16 protein-coding genes and 1 tRNA gene are annotated in these 16,886 nt (G+C 68.3%); 10 read left to right on the plus strand and 7 right to left on the minus strand.

The window, feature by feature from the left end; translation table 11 throughout:
• Positions 1-63: 63 nt before the first annotated feature.
• Positions 64-318, minus strand: a complete 255-nt coding sequence (crgA, locus tag ACWD02_RS27195; RefSeq protein WP_160506128.1) for a cell division protein CrgA — start codon at positions 316-318, stop codon at positions 64-66.
• Between the two features lie 92 nt (positions 319-410).
• On the opposite strand from crgA, the gene ACWD02_RS27200 reads away from it, so the two are divergent.
• The 6 genes from ACWD02_RS27200 to ACWD02_RS27225 are packed head-to-tail and all read left to right on the plus strand — an operon-like array spanning position 411 to position 4,850.
• Positions 411-1,181 (plus strand): DUF881 domain-containing protein, encoded by a 771-nt coding sequence (locus tag ACWD02_RS27200; RefSeq protein WP_451215044.1) that lies wholly within the window; start codon positions 411-413, stop codon positions 1,179-1,181.
• A gap of 34 nt (positions 1,182-1,215) precedes the next feature.
• Positions 1,216-1,908, plus strand: coding sequence for a class E sortase (locus ACWD02_RS27205; protein ID WP_451215045.1), 693 nt, complete (start codon positions 1,216-1,218; stop codon positions 1,906-1,908).
• A gap of 31 nt (positions 1,909-1,939) precedes the next feature.
• Positions 1,940-2,101: a hypothetical protein gene (locus ACWD02_RS27210; RefSeq protein ID WP_190083025.1), complete on the plus strand. Its 162-nt coding sequence runs from the start codon at positions 1,940-1,942 to the stop codon at positions 2,099-2,101.
• Between the two features lie 2 nt (positions 2,102-2,103).
• On the plus strand, positions 2,104-2,751 hold the full coding sequence (locus tag ACWD02_RS27215) for an aminodeoxychorismate/anthranilate synthase component II (RefSeq protein WP_451215333.1): 648 nt from the start codon (positions 2,104-2,106) through the stop codon (positions 2,749-2,751).
• Positions 2,748-4,064, plus strand: coding sequence for a class E sortase (locus ACWD02_RS27220; RefSeq protein ID WP_451215046.1), 1,317 nt, complete (start codon positions 2,748-2,750; stop codon positions 4,062-4,064). Before ACWD02_RS27215 ends, ACWD02_RS27220 begins: the two co-directional genes overlap by 4 nt.
• Before the next feature lie 24 nt (positions 4,065-4,088).
• Entirely contained in the window at positions 4,089-4,850 is a 762-nt protein-coding gene (locus ACWD02_RS27225; protein WP_451215047.1) for a class E sortase, read from the plus strand.
• A gap of 106 nt (positions 4,851-4,956) precedes the next feature.
• Here the strand turns inward: ACWD02_RS27225 and pknB are convergent, their stop codons facing one another.
• From pknB to ACWD02_RS27255, 6 genes are all read right to left on the minus strand, one after another.
• Entirely contained in the window at positions 4,957-6,960 is a 2,004-nt protein-coding gene (pknB, locus tag ACWD02_RS27230) for a Stk1 family PASTA domain-containing Ser/Thr kinase (protein ID WP_451215048.1), read from the minus strand.
• A gap of 168 nt (positions 6,961-7,128) precedes the next feature.
• The gene (locus ACWD02_RS27235) at positions 7,129-8,592 is read right to left on the minus strand and encodes a peptidoglycan D,D-transpeptidase FtsI family protein (protein ID WP_451215049.1); all 1,464 of its coding nucleotides are present in this window, start codon (positions 8,590-8,592) and stop codon (positions 7,129-7,131) included.
• Positions 8,589-10,016: an FtsW/RodA/SpoVE family cell cycle protein gene (locus ACWD02_RS27240; RefSeq protein ID WP_451215050.1), complete on the minus strand. Its 1,428-nt coding sequence runs from the start codon at positions 10,014-10,016 to the stop codon at positions 8,589-8,591. Before ACWD02_RS27240 ends, ACWD02_RS27235 begins: the two co-directional genes overlap by 4 nt.
• Positions 10,017-10,042: 26 nt before the next feature.
• Entirely contained in the window at positions 10,043-11,590 is a 1,548-nt protein-coding gene (locus ACWD02_RS27245; protein ID WP_451215051.1) for a Stp1/IreP family PP2C-type Ser/Thr phosphatase, read from the minus strand.
• Between the two features lie 120 nt (positions 11,591-11,710).
• On the minus strand, positions 11,711-12,235 hold the full coding sequence (locus ACWD02_RS27250; RefSeq protein ID WP_361828992.1) for an FHA domain-containing protein FhaB/FipA: 525 nt from the start codon (positions 12,233-12,235) through the stop codon (positions 11,711-11,713).
• A gap of 10 nt (positions 12,236-12,245) precedes the next feature.
• The gene (locus tag ACWD02_RS27255) at positions 12,246-13,139 is read right to left on the minus strand and encodes an FhaA domain-containing protein (protein ID WP_451215052.1); all 894 of its coding nucleotides are present in this window, start codon (positions 13,137-13,139) and stop codon (positions 12,246-12,248) included.
• Positions 13,140-13,554: 415 nt separating this feature from the next.
• Here ACWD02_RS27255 and ACWD02_RS27260 point away from each other — a divergent pair.
• From ACWD02_RS27260 to ACWD02_RS27275, 4 genes are all read left to right on the plus strand, one after another.
• Positions 13,555-13,641, plus strand: a tRNA-Leu gene (locus tag ACWD02_RS27260).
• Between the two features lie 267 nt (positions 13,642-13,908).
• Entirely contained in the window at positions 13,909-15,423 is a 1,515-nt protein-coding gene (locus tag ACWD02_RS27265; RefSeq protein WP_451215053.1) for a DUF2252 domain-containing protein, read from the plus strand.
• Between the two features lie 177 nt (positions 15,424-15,600).
• A complete protein-coding gene (locus ACWD02_RS27270) occupies positions 15,601-16,479 on the plus strand; it encodes a J domain-containing protein (RefSeq protein ID WP_451215054.1) in 879 nt (292 codons plus the stop codon).
• Positions 16,480-16,501: 22 nt separating this feature from the next.
• Positions 16,502-16,849, plus strand: coding sequence for a rhodanese-like domain-containing protein (locus ACWD02_RS27275; protein WP_451215055.1), 348 nt, complete (start codon positions 16,502-16,504; stop codon positions 16,847-16,849).
• Positions 16,850-16,886: the final 37 nt, after the last annotated feature.

The raw sequence follows: 16,886 nt of genomic DNA on the forward strand, positions 1-16,886 counted from the left end.
GGATGTGGATAGCGCTGTGGATAACTCAGGGCAAGGCTTGCGTTCAGCCCTGCGGGAGGGGCGCTACTTCCACTGCGTGGAGACGCCGAACCCCGCAGCGATGAAGCCGAAGCCGACCACGATGTTCCAGTTGCCCAGCGGGTCGATCGGCAGCTTGCCGTCGGTGACGTAGAAGACGACGATCCAGGCGAGCCCGATGAGGAACATCGCGAGCATCACCGGAGCCACCCAGCTGCGACTGGTCAGCTTGATGTTCGTCGCCTTCTTCGCGGGCGGCGTGTAATCGTCGGCCTTCTTGCGGATCCGTGACTTCGGCACGAGGGTCTCTCCTGTCGATACGGGGAGCTGAGCCCTCCCCCGGGCGTCCGTTAGCGTAGTGCTTCCGCGGCGCTGAAGGAGATAAGGGTACGTTGAGCAATTCTGCCGACTCCCCCACAGGTCCGGGTCGACGTCCTCGCTGGCGGCCGGTCCGGCTGCTCACGGCCGCCGTTTTCGCGCTCGCGGGCCTCATCTTCTTCACCAGCTTCAACACGGCCAAGGGCACGAACATCCGCACCGACGCCTCGCTCCTGAAGCTCTCCGACCTGATCGAGGAACGCAGCCACAAGAACGGCAAGCTGGACGAGTCCAACGGCACGCTGCGCGACGACGTCGAATCGCTGGCCGAGCGCGACAACGGCGGCACGAAGGCCGACGACGCGCGGCTCAAGGCCCTGGAGAAGAACGCGGGCACCAAGAAGCTCAGCGGTGAGGCGGTCTCCGTCACCCTCGCCGACGCCCCGCCGAACGCCACCGCCAAGCTCCCCGGCTACCCCGAGCCCCAGCCCAACGACCTGGTCATCCACCAGCAGGACCTCCAGGCCGTGGTCAACGCGCTCTGGCAGGGCGGCGCCAAGGGCATCAAGGTCATGGACCAGCGGCTCATCTCCACCAGCGCCGTCCGCTGCGTGGGAAACACCCTGATCCTCCAGGGCCGCGTCTACTCGCCCCCGTACAAGGTGACCGCCGTAGGTGACCCGGAGAAGCTCAAGACGGCGCTCGCCGCGTCCCCGGAGATCCAGAACTACATGCTGTACGTGAACGCCTACGGTCTCGGCTGGAAAGTCGACGACGACGGGGCAATGACTCTTCCCGGCTACTCGGGCACAGTGGATCTCCACTACGCGAAGCCCGTGGAGTAACCCGTGGAGTAAGCCGCTGGGGGAGCCTGTGTCGGTGCGAGTGCTCGTCAGGACGTTCAGCGAACTGTGCATCACCATCGGCACGTTGATCGTGCTCTTCGTGGTGTACGTCCTGTTCTGGACCGGCGTGAAGGCCGACAACGCCATGGACAGCCAGATCGACACGCTGCAGGACCAGTGGGCGCAGGGATCGGTGCCGGCGCATACGGACGACGCGCCCTCGAAGACATCGTCCCCGAAGAAGCCCGCTCCCTACGAGGACGGCAAGCCCTTCGCCGTCATGTACATCCCGCGGCTTGGTTTCACGTGGAACAAGCCGGTGCTCCAGGGCACCGGCGCCGAGACCCTCAAGAAGGGCCTCGGCCACTACGGGGACACCGCGCAGCTCGGCCAGCGGGGCAACTTCTCGGTGGCGGGCCATCGCCGCACGTATGGAGACCCGTTCAAGGACTTCCCGAAGCTGCGGCCGAACGATCCCGTGGTCCTGACCGACGGCACCACGTGGTTCACGTACCGCATCGCCAACAAGCCCTACAAGACGCTGCCCGGCGACACCGGGGTCATCGACGCGGTTCCTCGCAAGTCCGGATACGACGGGCCGGGCCGTTACCTCACCCTTACGACCTGTGAACCAGAGTGGGGACACAGCCACCGGTTGATCGTCTGGGCGCACCTCGATGCCACCCAGCCCGTCGAGGCCGGGAAACCGGAGGCACTGCGCCGTTAGTCTGGTGCCGTACGGCTACGGAAGGGACGGCATGTACGGCTGGATCTGGCGGCATCTGCCGGGAAACGCATGGGTAAGGGCGCTGCTTTCGCTGGTGCTCGTCTTCGCTGTGGTCTACGTGCTCTTCCAGTACGTCTTCCCCTGGGCCGAGCCGCTGCTTCCCTTCAACGATGTGACGGTGGACGGCCAGTGAGCATCGAAGGACGCCCCAGCCGCATCCTCGTCGTCGACAACTACGACAGCTTCGTCTTCAACCTCGTCCAGTACCTCTACCAGCTCGGCGCCGAGTGCGAGGTCCTGCGCAACGACGAGGTCGAGCTGCGCCACGCGCAGGACGGCTTCGACGGAGTCCTGCTCTCACCGGGCCCCGGCACGCCCGAGCAGGCAGGTGTCTGCGTCGACATGGTGCGGCACTGCGCCGGCACCGGTGTGCCCGTGTTCGGCGTCTGCCTCGGCATGCAGTCGATGGCGGTGGCGTACGGCGGAGTGGTGGACCGTGCGCCGGAGCTGCTGCACGGCAAGACCTCCCCGGTGGTCCACGAGGGCAAGGGTGTCTTCGCGGGGCTGCCGTCGCCGTTCATCGCGACGCGCTACCACTCGCTCGCCGCCGAGCCGGCCACGGTTCCCGCCGAGCTGGAAGTCACCGCGCGCACGGAGGACGGCATCATCATGGGCCTGCGCCACCGTGAACTTCCGGTCGAGGGCGTGCAGTTCCACCCCGAGTCGGTGCTCACCGAGCACGGCCACCGCATGCTCGCCAACTGGCTGGTGGAGTGCGGGGACGCGGGGGCCATCGGCAGGTCGAGCGGGCTGGCCCCGGTGGTGGGCAGGGCCACGGCGTGACCGCGGTGCGTCCCGAGCGCGATTCCTCCGGAGTTCCGTACGACGAGCAGTACGCGTCGTACGGGGAGCCTGGGGCGTTTGAGGAGCCTGGGGCGTTCGAAGCGGCTGTCGATCACCTTGCCGATCCGCTGACCGATCCGTTGCCGGGTCAGCCGGGTCTGCCGGGTCAGCAGGGGCAGCACCCTTCGCCGTGGTTCCGCAGCGGGCCCGCCGAGCCTGAGCCGCAGCCCGCGCCGCCGCAGCCGGAGCAGCCCCAGGAGCAGGAGTGGTACGACCCCGAGGGGTACGCCCGCGACTGGTACGGGCCGAGGGAGCCGACGTACGAGGAGCTGTACGGGGCGTACGCCCCTCAGCAGTCCCAGCAGCCCCAGCAGCCCCAGCAGCCCCAGCACCAGCACCCCCAACACCAGCAGCCCCAAACCCCGGTAGATGACGAGACGGTAGGGCTGCGGACGTCGGACACCCGCCGAATAGCTGAGCCCGAGCCGGAGCGCCCCACGGAAGGCAGGGCCGCCCGCCGCAAGGCCGCCAGGAAGGGCTCCGGGCGCGCCGCGAGCACCACCGGCACCTCCAGCGCCTCGGCAGCGTCCGCCGCCCCCCTGTCCCGCGTGGAGGCCCGTCGCGCCGAGCGCGCGCGTAAGCCCTCCCCGGGTGCCGTGGTGAGCCGGGGGATCGGCGAGCTGTTCATCACCGTCGGCGTCCTGATGCTTCTCTTCGTCACGTACCAGTTGTGGTGGACGAACATCCGCGCCCACCAGCAGGCCAACGGCGCCGCCAGCGACCTCCAGGAGAAGTGGGCCAAGGGCAAGGGCAAGCCCGGCGCCTTCGAGCCAGGGCAGGGCTTCGCGCTCCTGCACATCCCACGCCTGGACGTGGTCGTGCCGATCGCCGAGGGCATCGACAAGTCGAAGGTCCTGGACCGCGGCATGGTCGGTCACTACAACGAGGGCAGAACCAAGACGGCCATGCCGGACGCCAAGAAGGGCAACTTCGCGGTCGCCGGCCATCGCAACACCCATGGCGAGCCGTTCCGGTACATCAATCAGCTCGAACCGGGCGACCCCATCGTCGTGGAGACGCAGGACAAGTACTACGTCTACAAGATGGCGAGCATCCTGCCGCAGACCGAGCCCAGCAACATCTCCGTGATCGCCCCGGTCCCGCCGGGGTCGGGGTTCACCAAAGCGGGCCGGTACATCACACTGACCACCTGTACCCCGGAGTTCACGAGCAAGTACCGAATGATCGTCTGGGGCAAGATGGCCGAGGAGCGACCGCGCAGCAAGGGCAAACCGAGCGCGCTCGTCAATTAGCACGGTGAGAACGGGGCAGATCGAGTGGCAGCCAGGACCGACCACGACGAGGAGCAAGCCGAGGAGCAGGGCGAGGAGCAGGCCGAGGCGCCCGCGCCCGCGCACACACCACGGCCACGGGGACGGGGTCCCATCGCCACGGCGGTCAGCGTCTTCGGTGAACTCCTCATCACCGCGGGCCTGGTGCTCGGTCTCTTCGTCGTCTACTCCCTGTGGTGGACCAACGTCGTCGCGGACCGCGAGGCGCACAAGCAGGGCGACAAGGTGCGCGACCGCTGGGCGGGCGGCCCGGGGAACCTGAACACCAAGGACGGCATCGGCTTCCTGCACGTGCCCGCGATGGGCAACGGCGACATCCTGGTCAGGAAGGGCACCAGCAGCAAGGTGCTCAACCACGGCGTCGCGGGCTACTACGAGGACCCGATCAAATCGGCTCTCCCGCAGGACAAGGAAGGCAACTTCACGCTGGCCGCGCACCGCGACGGGCACGGTGCGAAGTTCCACAAGATCGACAAGATCAAGAAGGGCGACGCGATCGTCTTCGAGTCCCGGGACAAGTGGTACGTGTACAAGGTGTACTCGACCCTCCCCGAGACGTCGAAGTACAACGTGAAGGCCCTGAACCCCATCCCGAAGGAATCCGGCGCGAAGAAGCCCGGCCGCTACATCACCCTTACGACGTGCACGCCGGTCTATACGTCGAACTACCGCTACGTGGTATGGGGCGAGCTGGAGCGGATCGAGAAGGTCGACAACAAGCGCACGCCGCCTGCCGAGCTGAACTGAGCCCCCTCCGCCACCGCAGGCGGGACAGAGCCCGACCACGCGAAAGAGCCCCGCACACCGTCCAGCAGGCGGTGTGCGGGGCTCTTTCGTACTGCTACGGAGTGGGTCAGTCCTCGTCGTTCCGGGAGAAGCCGGCGTTGCCTCCCAGGAAGCCACCGCCGTCCCCGCCGTTGCCCCCGCCGTTGTCACCCGGGTTGCCGCCTGCCGTGGTCAGGTTGATCGCGGTGTCGGGCGCGACCTGCTGATTGGCGGGCGGGTCGGAGAGGACCACGAGGGCCTCGTCGTCCTGCGGACCCGTGATGGTGCCGACCGTGAGGCCGGCGTCCTCGATGGCCTTGCGGGCGTCCTTGAGCTTCTGGCCGGTGAGGGCCGGAACGGTGGCCTGCTCGGCCTTCTTGGCGACCTGCAGCGTCACGGTCGAACCGGGGTCGGCCTGGCTCTGCGCGGGGAGGCTCTGCGAGATGACCTTGCCGGCCTCGACGGAGTCGCTCTCTTCTTCCTCGCACGTACCGACGAGGTCGTTGGTCTGCAGCTGGGCCTTGGCCTCTTCGCAGGTCTTGCCGGTGACGTCCGGGACCGTCGCCTTGTCGGCCTTCTTGGCGACCTCAAGGGTGATCTTGCTGCCCTTCTCGACCTCGCTGCCGGCGAACGGATCCTGATCGAGAACCTCGCCCGGGGTGCCCGAGGACTCCACCGGCTTGGTGTCGACCTCGAACTGGAACTTGGGGCCTTCGAGCTTCTTCGTGGCGGCGTCGACGTTCAGGCCGATGACCTTGGGCACCGAGACCTTCCGTGCGCCCGTGGAAACCACCACCGAGATCGTGTCGCCCTTGCTGACCGTGGCGTTCGCGCCCGGGTCCTGGGAGCAGATCTCGCCCGCAGGGAACTTGTCGCACGGCTTCTTCTCGGAGGCGTCGAGCACGAGGTCCACGTTCTTGGCGGACTTCTTCGCGTCGGCGAGCTTCTCGCCCACGAAGTTCGGCGCCTTGATCGAGTCGTTGCCGCCACCGCCCCCGGTGAACGCCCACTTCCCGATCAGGATCGCGCCCACCAGGACCAGCAAGCCCGCAAGGACCAGCAGGATCGTGGAAGTGTTGCTCTTCTTCTGGCGGCGGCGCGAATGATCGTCGTAGCCGTCGTCGGGGCCGCCGACCGGCGGCATCATCGAGGTCTGGCCGCCGCCGTTCTGCGGGCGCAGCATCGCCGTCTGCTGGTCGTCCGGGTGGCCGCCGTAGCCGACCGCGCCCATGGCCGCGGTGGCCTGCACGGGCTGGCCGTCGAGGCAGGCCTCGATGTCGGCGCGCATCTCGTCGGCCGACTGGTAGCGGTAGTCCGGGTCCTTGGTGAGGGCCTTCAGGACGATCGCGTCCATCTCCGGCGTGATCTCACCGTCGAAGACGCTCGGGGCCTGCGGCTCTTCCCGTACGTGCTGGTAGGCGACCGCCACCGGGGAGTCCCCGACGAAGGGCGGGCGCACCGTGAGGAGCTCGTAGAGCAGACAGCCCGTGGAGTAGAGGTCGGAGCGCGCGTCGACCTGCTCGCCCTTGGCCTGCTCCGGGGAGAGGTACTGCGCGGTGCCGATGACCGCCGCGGTCTGCGTCATCGTCATGCCGGAGTCGCCCATGGCGCGGGCGATGCCGAAGTCCATGACCTTGACCTGGCCGTTGCGCGTCAGCATGACGTTCGCGGGCTTGATGTCGCGGTGGACGATGCCGTTGCGGTGCGAGTACTCGAGGGCCTGGAGGATGCCGATCGTCATCTCCATGGCGCGCTCGGGCAGCAGCTTGCGCCCGGAGTGCAGCAGCTCACGCAGGGTGGAGCCGTCGACGTACTCCATCACGATGTACGGGATGGAGACCCCGTCCACGTAGTCCTCGCCGGTGTCGTAGACCGCGACGATCGCAGGATGGTTGAGCGAGGCGGCCGACTGGGCCTCGCGGCGGAACCGGGCCTGGAATGACGGGTCGCGCGCGAGGTCAACGCGCAGCGTCTTCACCGCCACGGTGCGTCCGAGGCGGGTGTCGTGCGCGAGGTAAACCTCCGCCATCCCGCCTCGGCCGAGCACCTGGCCCAGCTCGTACCGCCCGCCGAGGCGACGCGGCTCTTCCATAGCTAATCCAGCCCTCTCCGTCAGTCCCGACCGCACCCTTGTGTGGTCCGGCGGTGTGCTGTCCGGGCATACCGTACCCGGCTCGCCTTACGTGACCCGGCCACGACCGTCACCCGATACAGGACCGGTATCGCAACGTGCACTGATGTGAAGAGGCCGTGACGGGGGTCACTTCTTGCTGTCGAGAACTGCCTTCATCACGTCCTTGGCGATGGGGGCGGCCAGACCACCACCGGAGATGTCGTCGCGGCTGGCCTTGCTGTCCTCGACGACCACGGCGACGGCCACCGGCGAACCGGAGTCGGTCTTGGCGTAGCTGATGAACCAGGCGTAGGGGTTCTCGCTGTTGTCGACGCCGTGCTGGGCCGTACCGGTCTTGCCGCCGACGGTGGTGCCGGGGATCTTGGCGTTCGTGCCGGTGCCCTCGTTGATCACCGTCTCCATCATGTCCTGGAGCTTCTGCGCGTTCTCCTCGGACAGCGGACGGCTCATCTCCTTGGGCGCGTGCTTCTCGATCACGTCAAGGTTCGGCGCCTGCAACTCGCTGACCATGTACGGCTCCATCAGCTTGCCGTCGTTGGCGATGGCCGAGGCGACCATGGCCATCTGCAGCGGCGTCGCGGCCGTCTCGAACTGGCCGATGGAGGAGAGCGCGGTCTGGGGACGGTCCATCTTCTCGGGGAAGACGGAGGCGTTCGAACGGACCGGCACGAACTGCTCTTCGTTGAAGCCGAACTTCTCGGCCGTCTCGAGCATCTTGTCCTTGCCGAGGTCCGAGCCGATCTTGCCGAAGACGGTGTTGCAGGACACCCGCAGCGCCTCGCGCAGCGTGGCGTTCTTGCAGGGGATGTTGCCCTCGTTCTTCAGCGGGGTCTGCGTGTCCGGCATCGTCCAGGGCAGCGGCGACTTGGTCGGCGAGTCGACGTCGTCGTACAGACCGTGCTCAAGGGCAGCCGCGGCGGTGACCGCCTTGAAGGTGGAGCCGGGCGGATACGTCTCGCGCAGCGCGCGGTTGAGCATCGGCTGGTCTTTGTCCTTGTCCAGCTTCCCGAACTCCTCGGCCTCTTCGTTCGTGTTGCCCGCGAAGGTCGAGGGGTCGTACGAAGGAGCCGACGCCAGGGCCAGGATCGCGCCGGTCGACGGGTCGAGCGCGGCGACCGCGCCCTTGCCATTGCCCTTGAGGCCTTGGTACGCGGCCTTCTGCGCGGCGGCGTTGAGGGTCGTGACGGCGTTGCCGCCCTCCTTCTTCTTGCCCGTGATCATGTCCAGGCTGCGGGTGAAGAAGAGCCGGTCGTCGTTGCCGGTGAGGATGCCGTCCTCGATGGACTCGATCTGCGTGGCGCCGATGCGCTGCGAGGCGAAACCGGTGACGGGGGACCACATGGGCCCGTTCTTGTACGTCCTCTTGTACTTGTAGTCACCGCTGCCGGCCTCTTTGGAGCCGGTGATCGCCTTGCCGTCGACGATGATGTCGCCGCGCGGCTGGGCGTACCGCTCGATGGAGACGCGGCGGTTCTTGTCGTGCTCGGCCAGGGTGTCGGCCTGTACGTACTGAAGCCAGTTGTCCCTGGCGAGCAGGGCGAGGACGAGCAGCCCGCAGAAGACCGCGATCCGGCGCAGGGGCTTGTTCACGGTCGGACCACCTGCGTCATTTCGGCGTCGGGGTTGGGGGCGGGAGCCGGCGCCGGGCGGCGCGCGGTGTCACTGATGCGGATGAGGATGCCGATCAGCGCCCAGTTGGCGATCACGGAGGAACCGCCGTTCGCGAGGAACGGCATGGTCATACCGGTCAGCGGGATCAGACCCATGACGCCGCCGGAGACGACGAACACCTGGATGGCGAAGGCGCCGGACAGGCCGATCGCCAGGAGCTTGCCGAACGGGTCGCGGGCGGCGAGCGCCGTGCGCACACCGCGCTCCACGATCAGGCCGTAGATCAGCAGGATCGCCATGACGCCGGCCAGACCCAGCTCCTCGCCGAAGGTGGCGAGGATGAAGTCGGAGTTGGCGGCGAAGCCGATCAGGTCGGAGTGACCCTGGCCGAGGCCGGTGCCGAGCACGCCACCCGAACCGAACGCCATCAGGGACTGGGCGATCTGGTCGCTGCCCGTGGACTGGATGACGGCGTCGGAGAACGGGTTCAGCCAGGCGTCCACACGCTCCTGCACGTGCGGCTCGAACGTGGCCACGCCCACGGCGCCGACCGAGGACATCACCAGACCGAACACGATCCAGCTGGTGCGCTCCGTGGCGACGTACAGCATCACGACGAACATGCCGAAGAACAGCAGCGACGTACCGAGGTCGGTCTCGAAGACCAGGATCAGGATGGACATCGCCCAGACCACGATGATCGGACCGAGGTCACGGCCACGCGGCAGGTAGAGCCCCATGAAACGACGGCTGGCCAGGGCGAGCGCATCGCGTTTCACCATCAGATAGCCCGCGAAGAAGATCGCGATGACGATCTTCGCGAACTCACCTGGCTGGATGGAGAATCCGCCGACGCTGATCCAGATCCGCGCGCCGAAGACGTTCATGCCGAGTCCCGGCACGAGCGGCAGCAGCAGCAGGACGAGGGCACCGACCATCGAGATGTACGTGTAGCGCTGCAGGACTCGGTGGTCCTTGAGCAGCAGCAGCACGCCCACGAAGAGCGCGATGCCGATGGCCGAGTACATCAGCTGCTTGGGTGCGGAGGCGCTGAACTGGCCGGTCGCCGCCTTGGCGATCTGCTGCAGCTTCTCCGACTGGTCCAGGCGCCAGATGACCACCAGACCGAGGCCGTTGAGCAGCGTCGCGAGCGGCAGCAGCAGCGGGTCCGCGTAGGGCGCGAACCTGCGCACCACGATGTGGCCGACGGCCGCGAGCAGCCCGATGCCACAGCCGTAGCCGAGCATGCCGGGCGGCAGCTTGCCGTCGAGCGCGAGGCCCACGTTGATGTAGGCGAACAGCGGGATGACGACGGCGAACGCGAGGAGCGCGAGCTCGGTGTTGCGCCTGCTCGGCGCCCCGATCGCGCCGATGGTCGACGTGTGTGTAGTGCTACTGCTCATGGCGTGCAAAGGCCCCCAACGGCTGCTTACTGCTTACCGCACAGCGGGACCAGCTTCTCCTCGTCCTCGGAGAGGCTGGGGCCGGGTGTGGGAGTCGGTGCGGTCTCGGACTTGTTCTTGTCGGTCGAGCTGTTCTTGTCGTTCGTGTCGTTCTTGTCCGCCGGATCCGTCGGATCATCGGTGGGAGCCTTGGCCGACAGGCCGGTCGTGCCGCCCGCCTCACCCTCACCGGGCTTGGCGCTCTCGCGCTCGGCCTCGCGGCGCTTGGCGTCCTTCTCGCAGGCCGAGGCCTGCATGCTGAGCTCTTCGATCTTGCTCTTGGCGTCGTCGAGATTGCCCTCGGGGATCGTCCCCTCGACCTGCTTGCGCTGATACGGCGGCAGGTACTTGAGTTCGATCTTGGGGTAGTCCTCCTCGACCTTCGACAGGCTGACCCACGCCAGATCCTGGTCGATGCCGCGGTACAGGGCGACGTTCTTGTCGTTCGTGCCCACGTAGTACTGAGTCTGGGTCCAGCGGTAGCCGCCGTACAGGCCGCCGCCGATGACCGCCAGGGCGAGCACCGTGTAGAGCGATCTCTTGAGCCACTTGCGGCCACCGCCCGGCTTGACGAAGTCCTCGTCGCTGTACGCCCCGAAGTTCCCCTCGGGGACGTACCCCGTCGTGTCGCCGCTCCCGGGCGGCCCGAAGCCGCCTCCGGAGGGCTGCGGCGGCACCGGGCGGCCGAGGCCGGACGCGCGGCCCGCGGGCGTCTGCATGGCGCCGTCGTCCTGCGACTGGAGCTGGTTCTCGGCGACGGCACCGACCACAACGGGGGTGTCGGAGAGCTGACCGGCGAGGGTGTCACCGCTGTCGATGTCCAGGACATCGGCGACGATCACCGTGATGTTGTCGGGGCCACCACCGCGCAGCGCGAGCTGAATCAGCTCCTGCACGGTCTCCTGAGGGCCTTGGTAGCTCGCGAGGGTGTCTTCCATCGTCTGGTGCGAGACGACGCCGGAGAGACCGTCCGAGCAGATCAAGTAGCGGTCGCCGGCGCGGACTTCACGGATGGAGAGATCCGGCTCGACGTGCTCACCACTGCCCAGCGCGCGCATCAGCAGGGAGCGCTGCGGGTGGGTGGTGGCTTCTTCCTCGGTGATCCGGCCCTCGTCGACCAGACGCTGCACCCAGGTGTGGTCCTGGGTGATCTGCGTGAGCACGCCGTCCCGCAGGAGGTACGCACGTGAGTCGCCCACGTGTACGAGACCGAGGCGCTGCCCCGTCCACAGCAGGGCGGTCAGGGTCGTCCCCATGCCCTCGAGCTGGGGGTCCTCCTCGACCATCAGGCGCAGCTGGTCGTTGGCGCGCTGCACGGCGGTGCCGAGCGACGTGAGGATGTCCGATCCCGGCACATCGTCGTCGAGGGTGACGAGCGTCGAGATCACCTCGGAGCTCGCCACCTCACCTGCGGCCTGGCCCCCCATGCCGTCGGCGATCGCGAGGAGACGCGGACCGGCGTAACCCGAGTCCTCGTTCCCCTCCCTGATCATGCCTTTGTGCGATCCGGCGGCGAAGCGCAAAGACAGACTCATGCGCACCTCGCCCGTCGGCTCCGGGTACATCCGCACGGTGCCCACCCTCCGGTCGGGAGCGCGCTGGCGTCCAGTGTGTGGACCGCGTCGGCTCGCTCGCTCCGCTCGCTCATTTTCGTACTACTTCCGCAGCTCGATGACGGTCTTGCCGATGCGGATCGGCGCGCCCAGCGGAACAGGCGTCGGGGTGGTGAGTCGGGTCCGGTCCAGATACGTGCCGTTGGTGGACCCGAGATCCTCGACGATCCACTGGCCGTCACGGTCCGGGTAGATCCTGGCATGCCTGCTGGACGCGTAGTCGTCGTCCAGCACGATCGTCGAATCGTGCGCACGGCCCAGCGTGATCGTCTGGCCCTGCAGGGCGACCGTCGTGCCCGCGAGGATCCCTTCGGACACGACCAGCTTGCTGGGGGCGCCACGGCGCTGCCGCCCGCCGCCCTGCTGCTGGCGCTGGGGAGGTGGTGTGGCCGCCTGCTGTTGCTGGCGTGCGGCCTGCTGCGGTCGCGCGTTCTCACGGCGCGAACCGCGCTGTGTGACGCGTGTTCCGAACAGGTCGCTACGGATGACCTGGACGGCCACGATCACGAACAGCCACAGAACGGCTAGGAAACCCAGCCGCATGACCGTCAGGGTCAGCTCTGACATTGCCCCCGCTTCACCCTTCGGCTTGCCGGTAAACGATGGTGGTTTGGCCCACGACGATCCGCGAGCCGTCGCGGAGCGTAGCGCGGGTGGTGTGCTGCCCGTCTACCACGATGCCGTTGGTAGACCCGAGATCCTGGATCGTCGAGGGCGTTCCGGTCCGGATCTCACAGTGCCGGCGCGATACGCCGGGGTCGTCGATCCGCACATCGGCGTCGGTGCTGCGTCCCAGCACCAGCGTCGGGCGGGAGATCTGATGGCGATTGCCGTTGATCTCGATCCAGCGCCGCACCTGCGCACCCGGAAGAGGTCCGGCGCCGGGCCCCTGAGGACGGTTCGGCACCGGTGCGGGTCCGCCCGGACGGCCGCCGGGAGGCGGCGCGGCAGGCATGGGAGGCGCGCTGGAGGGCTGGGCGGGCTGCGGATAGCCATAGCCACCGCCCGCGCCGCCCGCAGGGGGCCTCGCGGGGCTGTGACCGGCGCCCGCGGGGCCCGAGGGGCCGGCCGGGGCGCTGTCGGGACCCTGGGAGGTGCTGGACGCGAGCGTGCGGCTGCGCACCCGGTACAGGCCCGTGTCGAGATCCTCGGCCTTCTCCAGGTGGACCTTGATGGGGCCCATGAAGCTGTACCGCTGCTGCTTGGCGTACTCGCGCACCATCCCGGACAGCTCGTCGCCGAGCTGTCCCGAGTACGGGCTCAGCCGCTCGAAGTCGGGCGCGCTGAGCTCCACGATGAAGTCATTGGGGACGACGGTCCGATCGCGGTTCCAGATCGTCGCGTTGTTGTCGCACTCGCGCTGCAGGGCGCCGGCGATCTCGACGGGCTGGACCTCGGACTTGAACACCTTGGCGAAGGTGCCGTTGACGAGACCTTCGAGTCGCTGCTCGAACTTCTTCATGACTCCCATGGGGCACCTCCTCCGTCGTAGTCATCCTGGTACTGCTTACTGATCGTATCCACGCGCCGGGAAATCGGCTGGTTCCCCCTGTCCGCCCAGTCGATGAGTGTCGCCTCTCACAAGGCATGCCCGCACCAGGGTTCCGGGATCCGTCCGGGCTCCTCTCAGGCTCCTCTACCAGGGATCGTAGAGGGGGCCTCAAACCAGTGTCGCGCACCCGACTGCGGAGCTTCGCCGGGTACGGCGCAAGTCGGTCGGTCGAACGGTGGGCCTCACCCGGTTCTCTCCGGATCAACAGGGCAGGTGCCCCCGAATACGGATGTGAATCCACCCCTGCCAGCGTGCTAATCTTCTGGATGTCGGAAGGCGCTCGCACCAAAACAGTGTTCGCACCAAGCGGTGAGAGACCCAAGACAACACCCATGCGCGGGTGGCGGAATAGGCAGACGCGCTGGATTCAGGTTCCAGTGCCCGAAAGGGCGTGGGGGTTCAACTCCCCCCTCGCGCACCATGTGGAGCGGGTCTCCACCAGGATTAAAGTCCTGGTGGGGGCCCGCTTCTCGTTGTGTTCCGGGAGTGCGTGCCGCGGGCGCCCCACGGCGATGATCATGGTGATCCAGGTCAGATGATCATGGTGATCTATGTCACCGGGCGCCGCATCGGCGCGCCGAGTTGTCCACAGGCCATGGGTTGTCCACAGGCTCTGACGCCGTCCGGCACCCGGCGGTACCTTCATGCCAGGTGAGCCCGTGGGGGCGCCCGGACGGTGGGGGTGAGCATGACGGAGTTCAAAGGTGCGCGGCTGCCGTACGTGGAGGGGTTCGCGCGGTGGCCCTCACAGCGGGACGGGGCGGGCGCGGCGGCTTCGGAGGGCGCTGCTGGTTCGGAGGGTGCGACTGCTTCGAAGGGTGCCGCTGGTTCGAAGGGTGCTGCCGGGGCGGCGGTCTCGCCGAAACGGGAGGGCAAGGCGCTGCGGGGGCGCGTCAGCCGTGCCTCGCACGAGTGGTTCGTCGAGGACGACGGCCGCCCCGATCCGGTCGACGCCGTGCAGGAGACCAACCGCAGCAGGCTCCCCGAGCTCGCACCGATCCGGACGGGCAGGATGGCCGCCTCGCCCTTCGCCTTCCTGCGCGGAGCCGCCGGTCTGATGGCGTACGACCTCGCGCGGACCCCCGTGACGGGGATAGGCGCCCAGATATGCGGCGACGCCCACGCAGCCAACTTCGGCCTGTACGGAGACGCGCGGGGCGGGCTCGTCATGGACCTGAACGACTTCGACGAGACGGGACACGGCCCCTGGGAATGGGACGTGAAACGGCTCGCGGCCTCCCTCGTGCTCGCCGGACGTGAAGCCGGAGCGAGCGAGGACGTTTGCAGGGAAGCGGCGTTCGACGCGGTGGGGGCGTACCGGCGCACGATGAGACTGCTCGCCAAGCTCCCCGCGCTCGACGCCTGGAACGCCATCGCGGACGAGGAGTTGGTCTCACACACGGACGCGAAAGACCTGCTCGGCACCCTGGAGAGCGTCTCCGAGAAAGCCCGGCACAACACGAGTGCCCGGTTCGCCGCCAAGTCCACCGAGCGCACGGAGGACGAGGCCGGCTACGTGGGCCGCCGCTTCGTCGACGCCCCACCCGTGCTTCGCCGAATACCGGACGCGGAGGCGGCCGAGGTCGCGGCCTCCCTCGCGGACTACGTCGGCACGCTGCCAGAGGACCGGCTGCCGCTCCTTGCGCGGTACGCCGTCCAGGACGTGGCCTTCCGTGTCGTCGGCACGGGCAGCGTGGGCCTGCGGTCGTACGTGGTGCTGCTGCTCGACCACCGGGGCGAGCCGTTGGTGCTGCAGGTCAAGGAGGCACGCCCCTCCGCTCTGCTGCCGCATCTGCCCACGGCGGGTTTCACGGTGCCCGAGGTCGCGCACGAAGGTCACCGGGTGGTGCTCGGGCAGAAGCGGATGCAGGTGGTCAGCGACTTCCTGCTGGGATGGACGACCGTGGCCGGGCGAGCCTTCCAGGTACGGCAGTTCAGGAACCGCAAGGGCAGCGTGGACCCGGCGGCTCTGGCCGCCGACCAGATCGACGACTACGGCCGGATGACCGGAGCCCTGCTGGCCCGCGCGCACGCGCACAGCGCCGACCCGCGGCTCATCGCCGGTTACGTCGGCAAGAACGACGAGCTGGACACGGCGATGGCGGAGTTCGCCGTGGCGTACGCGAACCGGACGGAGGCGGACCACGCGGAACTCGTGCGCGCGGTGAAGGAGGGACGGGTGGGGGCGGAGGTTGGGGTTTGAGGGGGTTCTAGGGGGCTTGTGGGGGGTGGAGTGGGAGGGGTGGGGAGAGGGGGGTGGGGGAGGGAGGGGGGAGGCCCCCTGTTGGCCGGAAGTGTGGGGAGAGGGCCCGGCAGGCTTCAGAGCCGGGCCCGGCTGCCGCTCGGTCGGGGCGGGGGCATGGTGGCCTAGGCTGGACGGGTGACGACCCCGGAAGCCGAGCCTACGCAGCCTCAGACGCCCGATCCCGATCCCGTGACCGCTGGTCGCGAGGGTCCTGACGGGGCGGCGGGGCAGGGCGGCGCCGCGCGGCCGGAGGACCGGCTCGAGAGGGCGGTCCGGGCGGCGGAGCAGGCGCTGATCGAGTACGAGATCGCCGTCGAGACGTTCCGGGTCGAGGTGGAGAACTTCTCCCGGCTGCACCACCAGAAGCTCGGCCCGATGTACGCGCGCCTAGACGAGCTGGACGCCGAGATCGCCGAAGCCCTGGCCGCACGCAGTGGTGACCCCGAGGACCGGCGCAAGGCGGACGAGGCGCGGGCGCGGGTCATGCCGATGCCGGGGGTCGAGGAGCTGTTCCACGGCTGGATGGACGGTGAGGGCCTCTATCCGGAGGCAGCCGCGATGCTGACCGATCAGTCGGTGCGGCCGCCGCAGCGGGTGCGGCCCAGTGACGAGGCCCGCAAGCTCTACCGCGAGCTCGTCCGCAAGTCGCACCCCGACCTCGCGCAGGACGACCAGGAGCGCGGCCGCCGCGAGGAGTTCATCACGCGGGTGAACGCCGCGTACGCGCGTGGGGACGAGCCCCTGCTGCGGGAGCTGTCCGAGGAATGGGCCGCGGGTCCTGTGCCCGAGCAGCAGTGGCCGAGCAAGAGCGAGGAGCTCTACGCCCGCCTTGAGTGGCTTTCCCAGCGCAAGGAGCTGCTCACCGTGGTCGCGCGGGAGCTGGAGGAGGGTGCGATCGGCGCGATGCTGCGGATGGCGCCGGATGATCCGGATCAGCTCCTCGAAGAGATCGCCGAGCAGTTGCTCGCGCAGGTCACCGAGCGTGAGGCGGAGCTTGCGCGGCTGACCGCTTAGCGGGTCGGGTAGCGTCGGACGCATGGCTTTCGGATCTCATGTGCCCACGGTCGGTGTCGGCGACCTCGCGAGCGGCGACTTTCTCCTTGACGTCCGTGAGGACGAGGAGTGGCAGGCGGGTCACGCCGCGGGTGCGCTGCACATTCCGATGAGCGAGTTCGTCTCCCGCTTCGGTGAGTTGACCGAGGCCGCTCCGCAGGACGGCAAGGTCAATGTCATCTGCCGGGTCGGGGGGCGTTCGGCGCAGGTCGCCATGTACCTCGTCCAGCAGGGGGTCGACGCGGTGAACGTCGACGGTGGCATGCAGAGCTGGGAGGCCGCGGGCCGGCCCGTCGTCGATGACAAGGGCCAGCCGGGCGTCGTGATCTAGTTCAGCGGTGCTGTGGGCCTTGGGCCTTGGGCCTTGG

It is taken from the genome of Streptomyces sp. NPDC002853 (genome assembly GCF_053591915.1).

What these genes read in the sequence shown, in the direction of transcription:
- ACWD02_RS27210 (WP_190083025.1), top strand. Translation starts at nt 1,940, where the DNA reads ATGTACGGCTGGATCTGGCGGCATCTGCCGGGAAACGCATGGGTAAGG.
- pknB (WP_451215048.1), bottom strand. Translation starts at nt 6,960, where the DNA reads ATGGAAGAGCCGCGTCGCCTCGGCGGGCGGTACGAGCTGGGCCAGGTG.
- ACWD02_RS27240 (WP_451215050.1), bottom strand. Translation starts at nt 10,016, where the DNA reads ATGAGCAGTAGCACTACACACACGTCGACCATCGGCGCGATCGGGGCG.
- ACWD02_RS27245 (WP_451215051.1), bottom strand. Translation starts at nt 11,590, where the DNA reads ATGAGTCTGTCTTTGCGCTTCGCCGCCGGATCGCACAAAGGCATGATC.
- ACWD02_RS27250 (WP_361828992.1), bottom strand. Translation starts at nt 12,235, where the DNA reads ATGTCAGAGCTGACCCTGACGGTCATGCGGCTGGGTTTCCTAGCCGTT.
- ACWD02_RS27255 (WP_451215052.1), bottom strand. Translation starts at nt 13,139, where the DNA reads ATGGGAGTCATGAAGAAGTTCGAGCAGCGACTCGAAGGTCTCGTCAAC.
- ACWD02_RS27265 (WP_451215053.1), top strand. Translation starts at nt 13,909, where the DNA reads ATGACGGAGTTCAAAGGTGCGCGGCTGCCGTACGTGGAGGGGTTCGCG.
- ACWD02_RS27275 (WP_451215055.1), top strand. Translation starts at nt 16,502, where the DNA reads ATGGCTTTCGGATCTCATGTGCCCACGGTCGGTGTCGGCGACCTCGCG.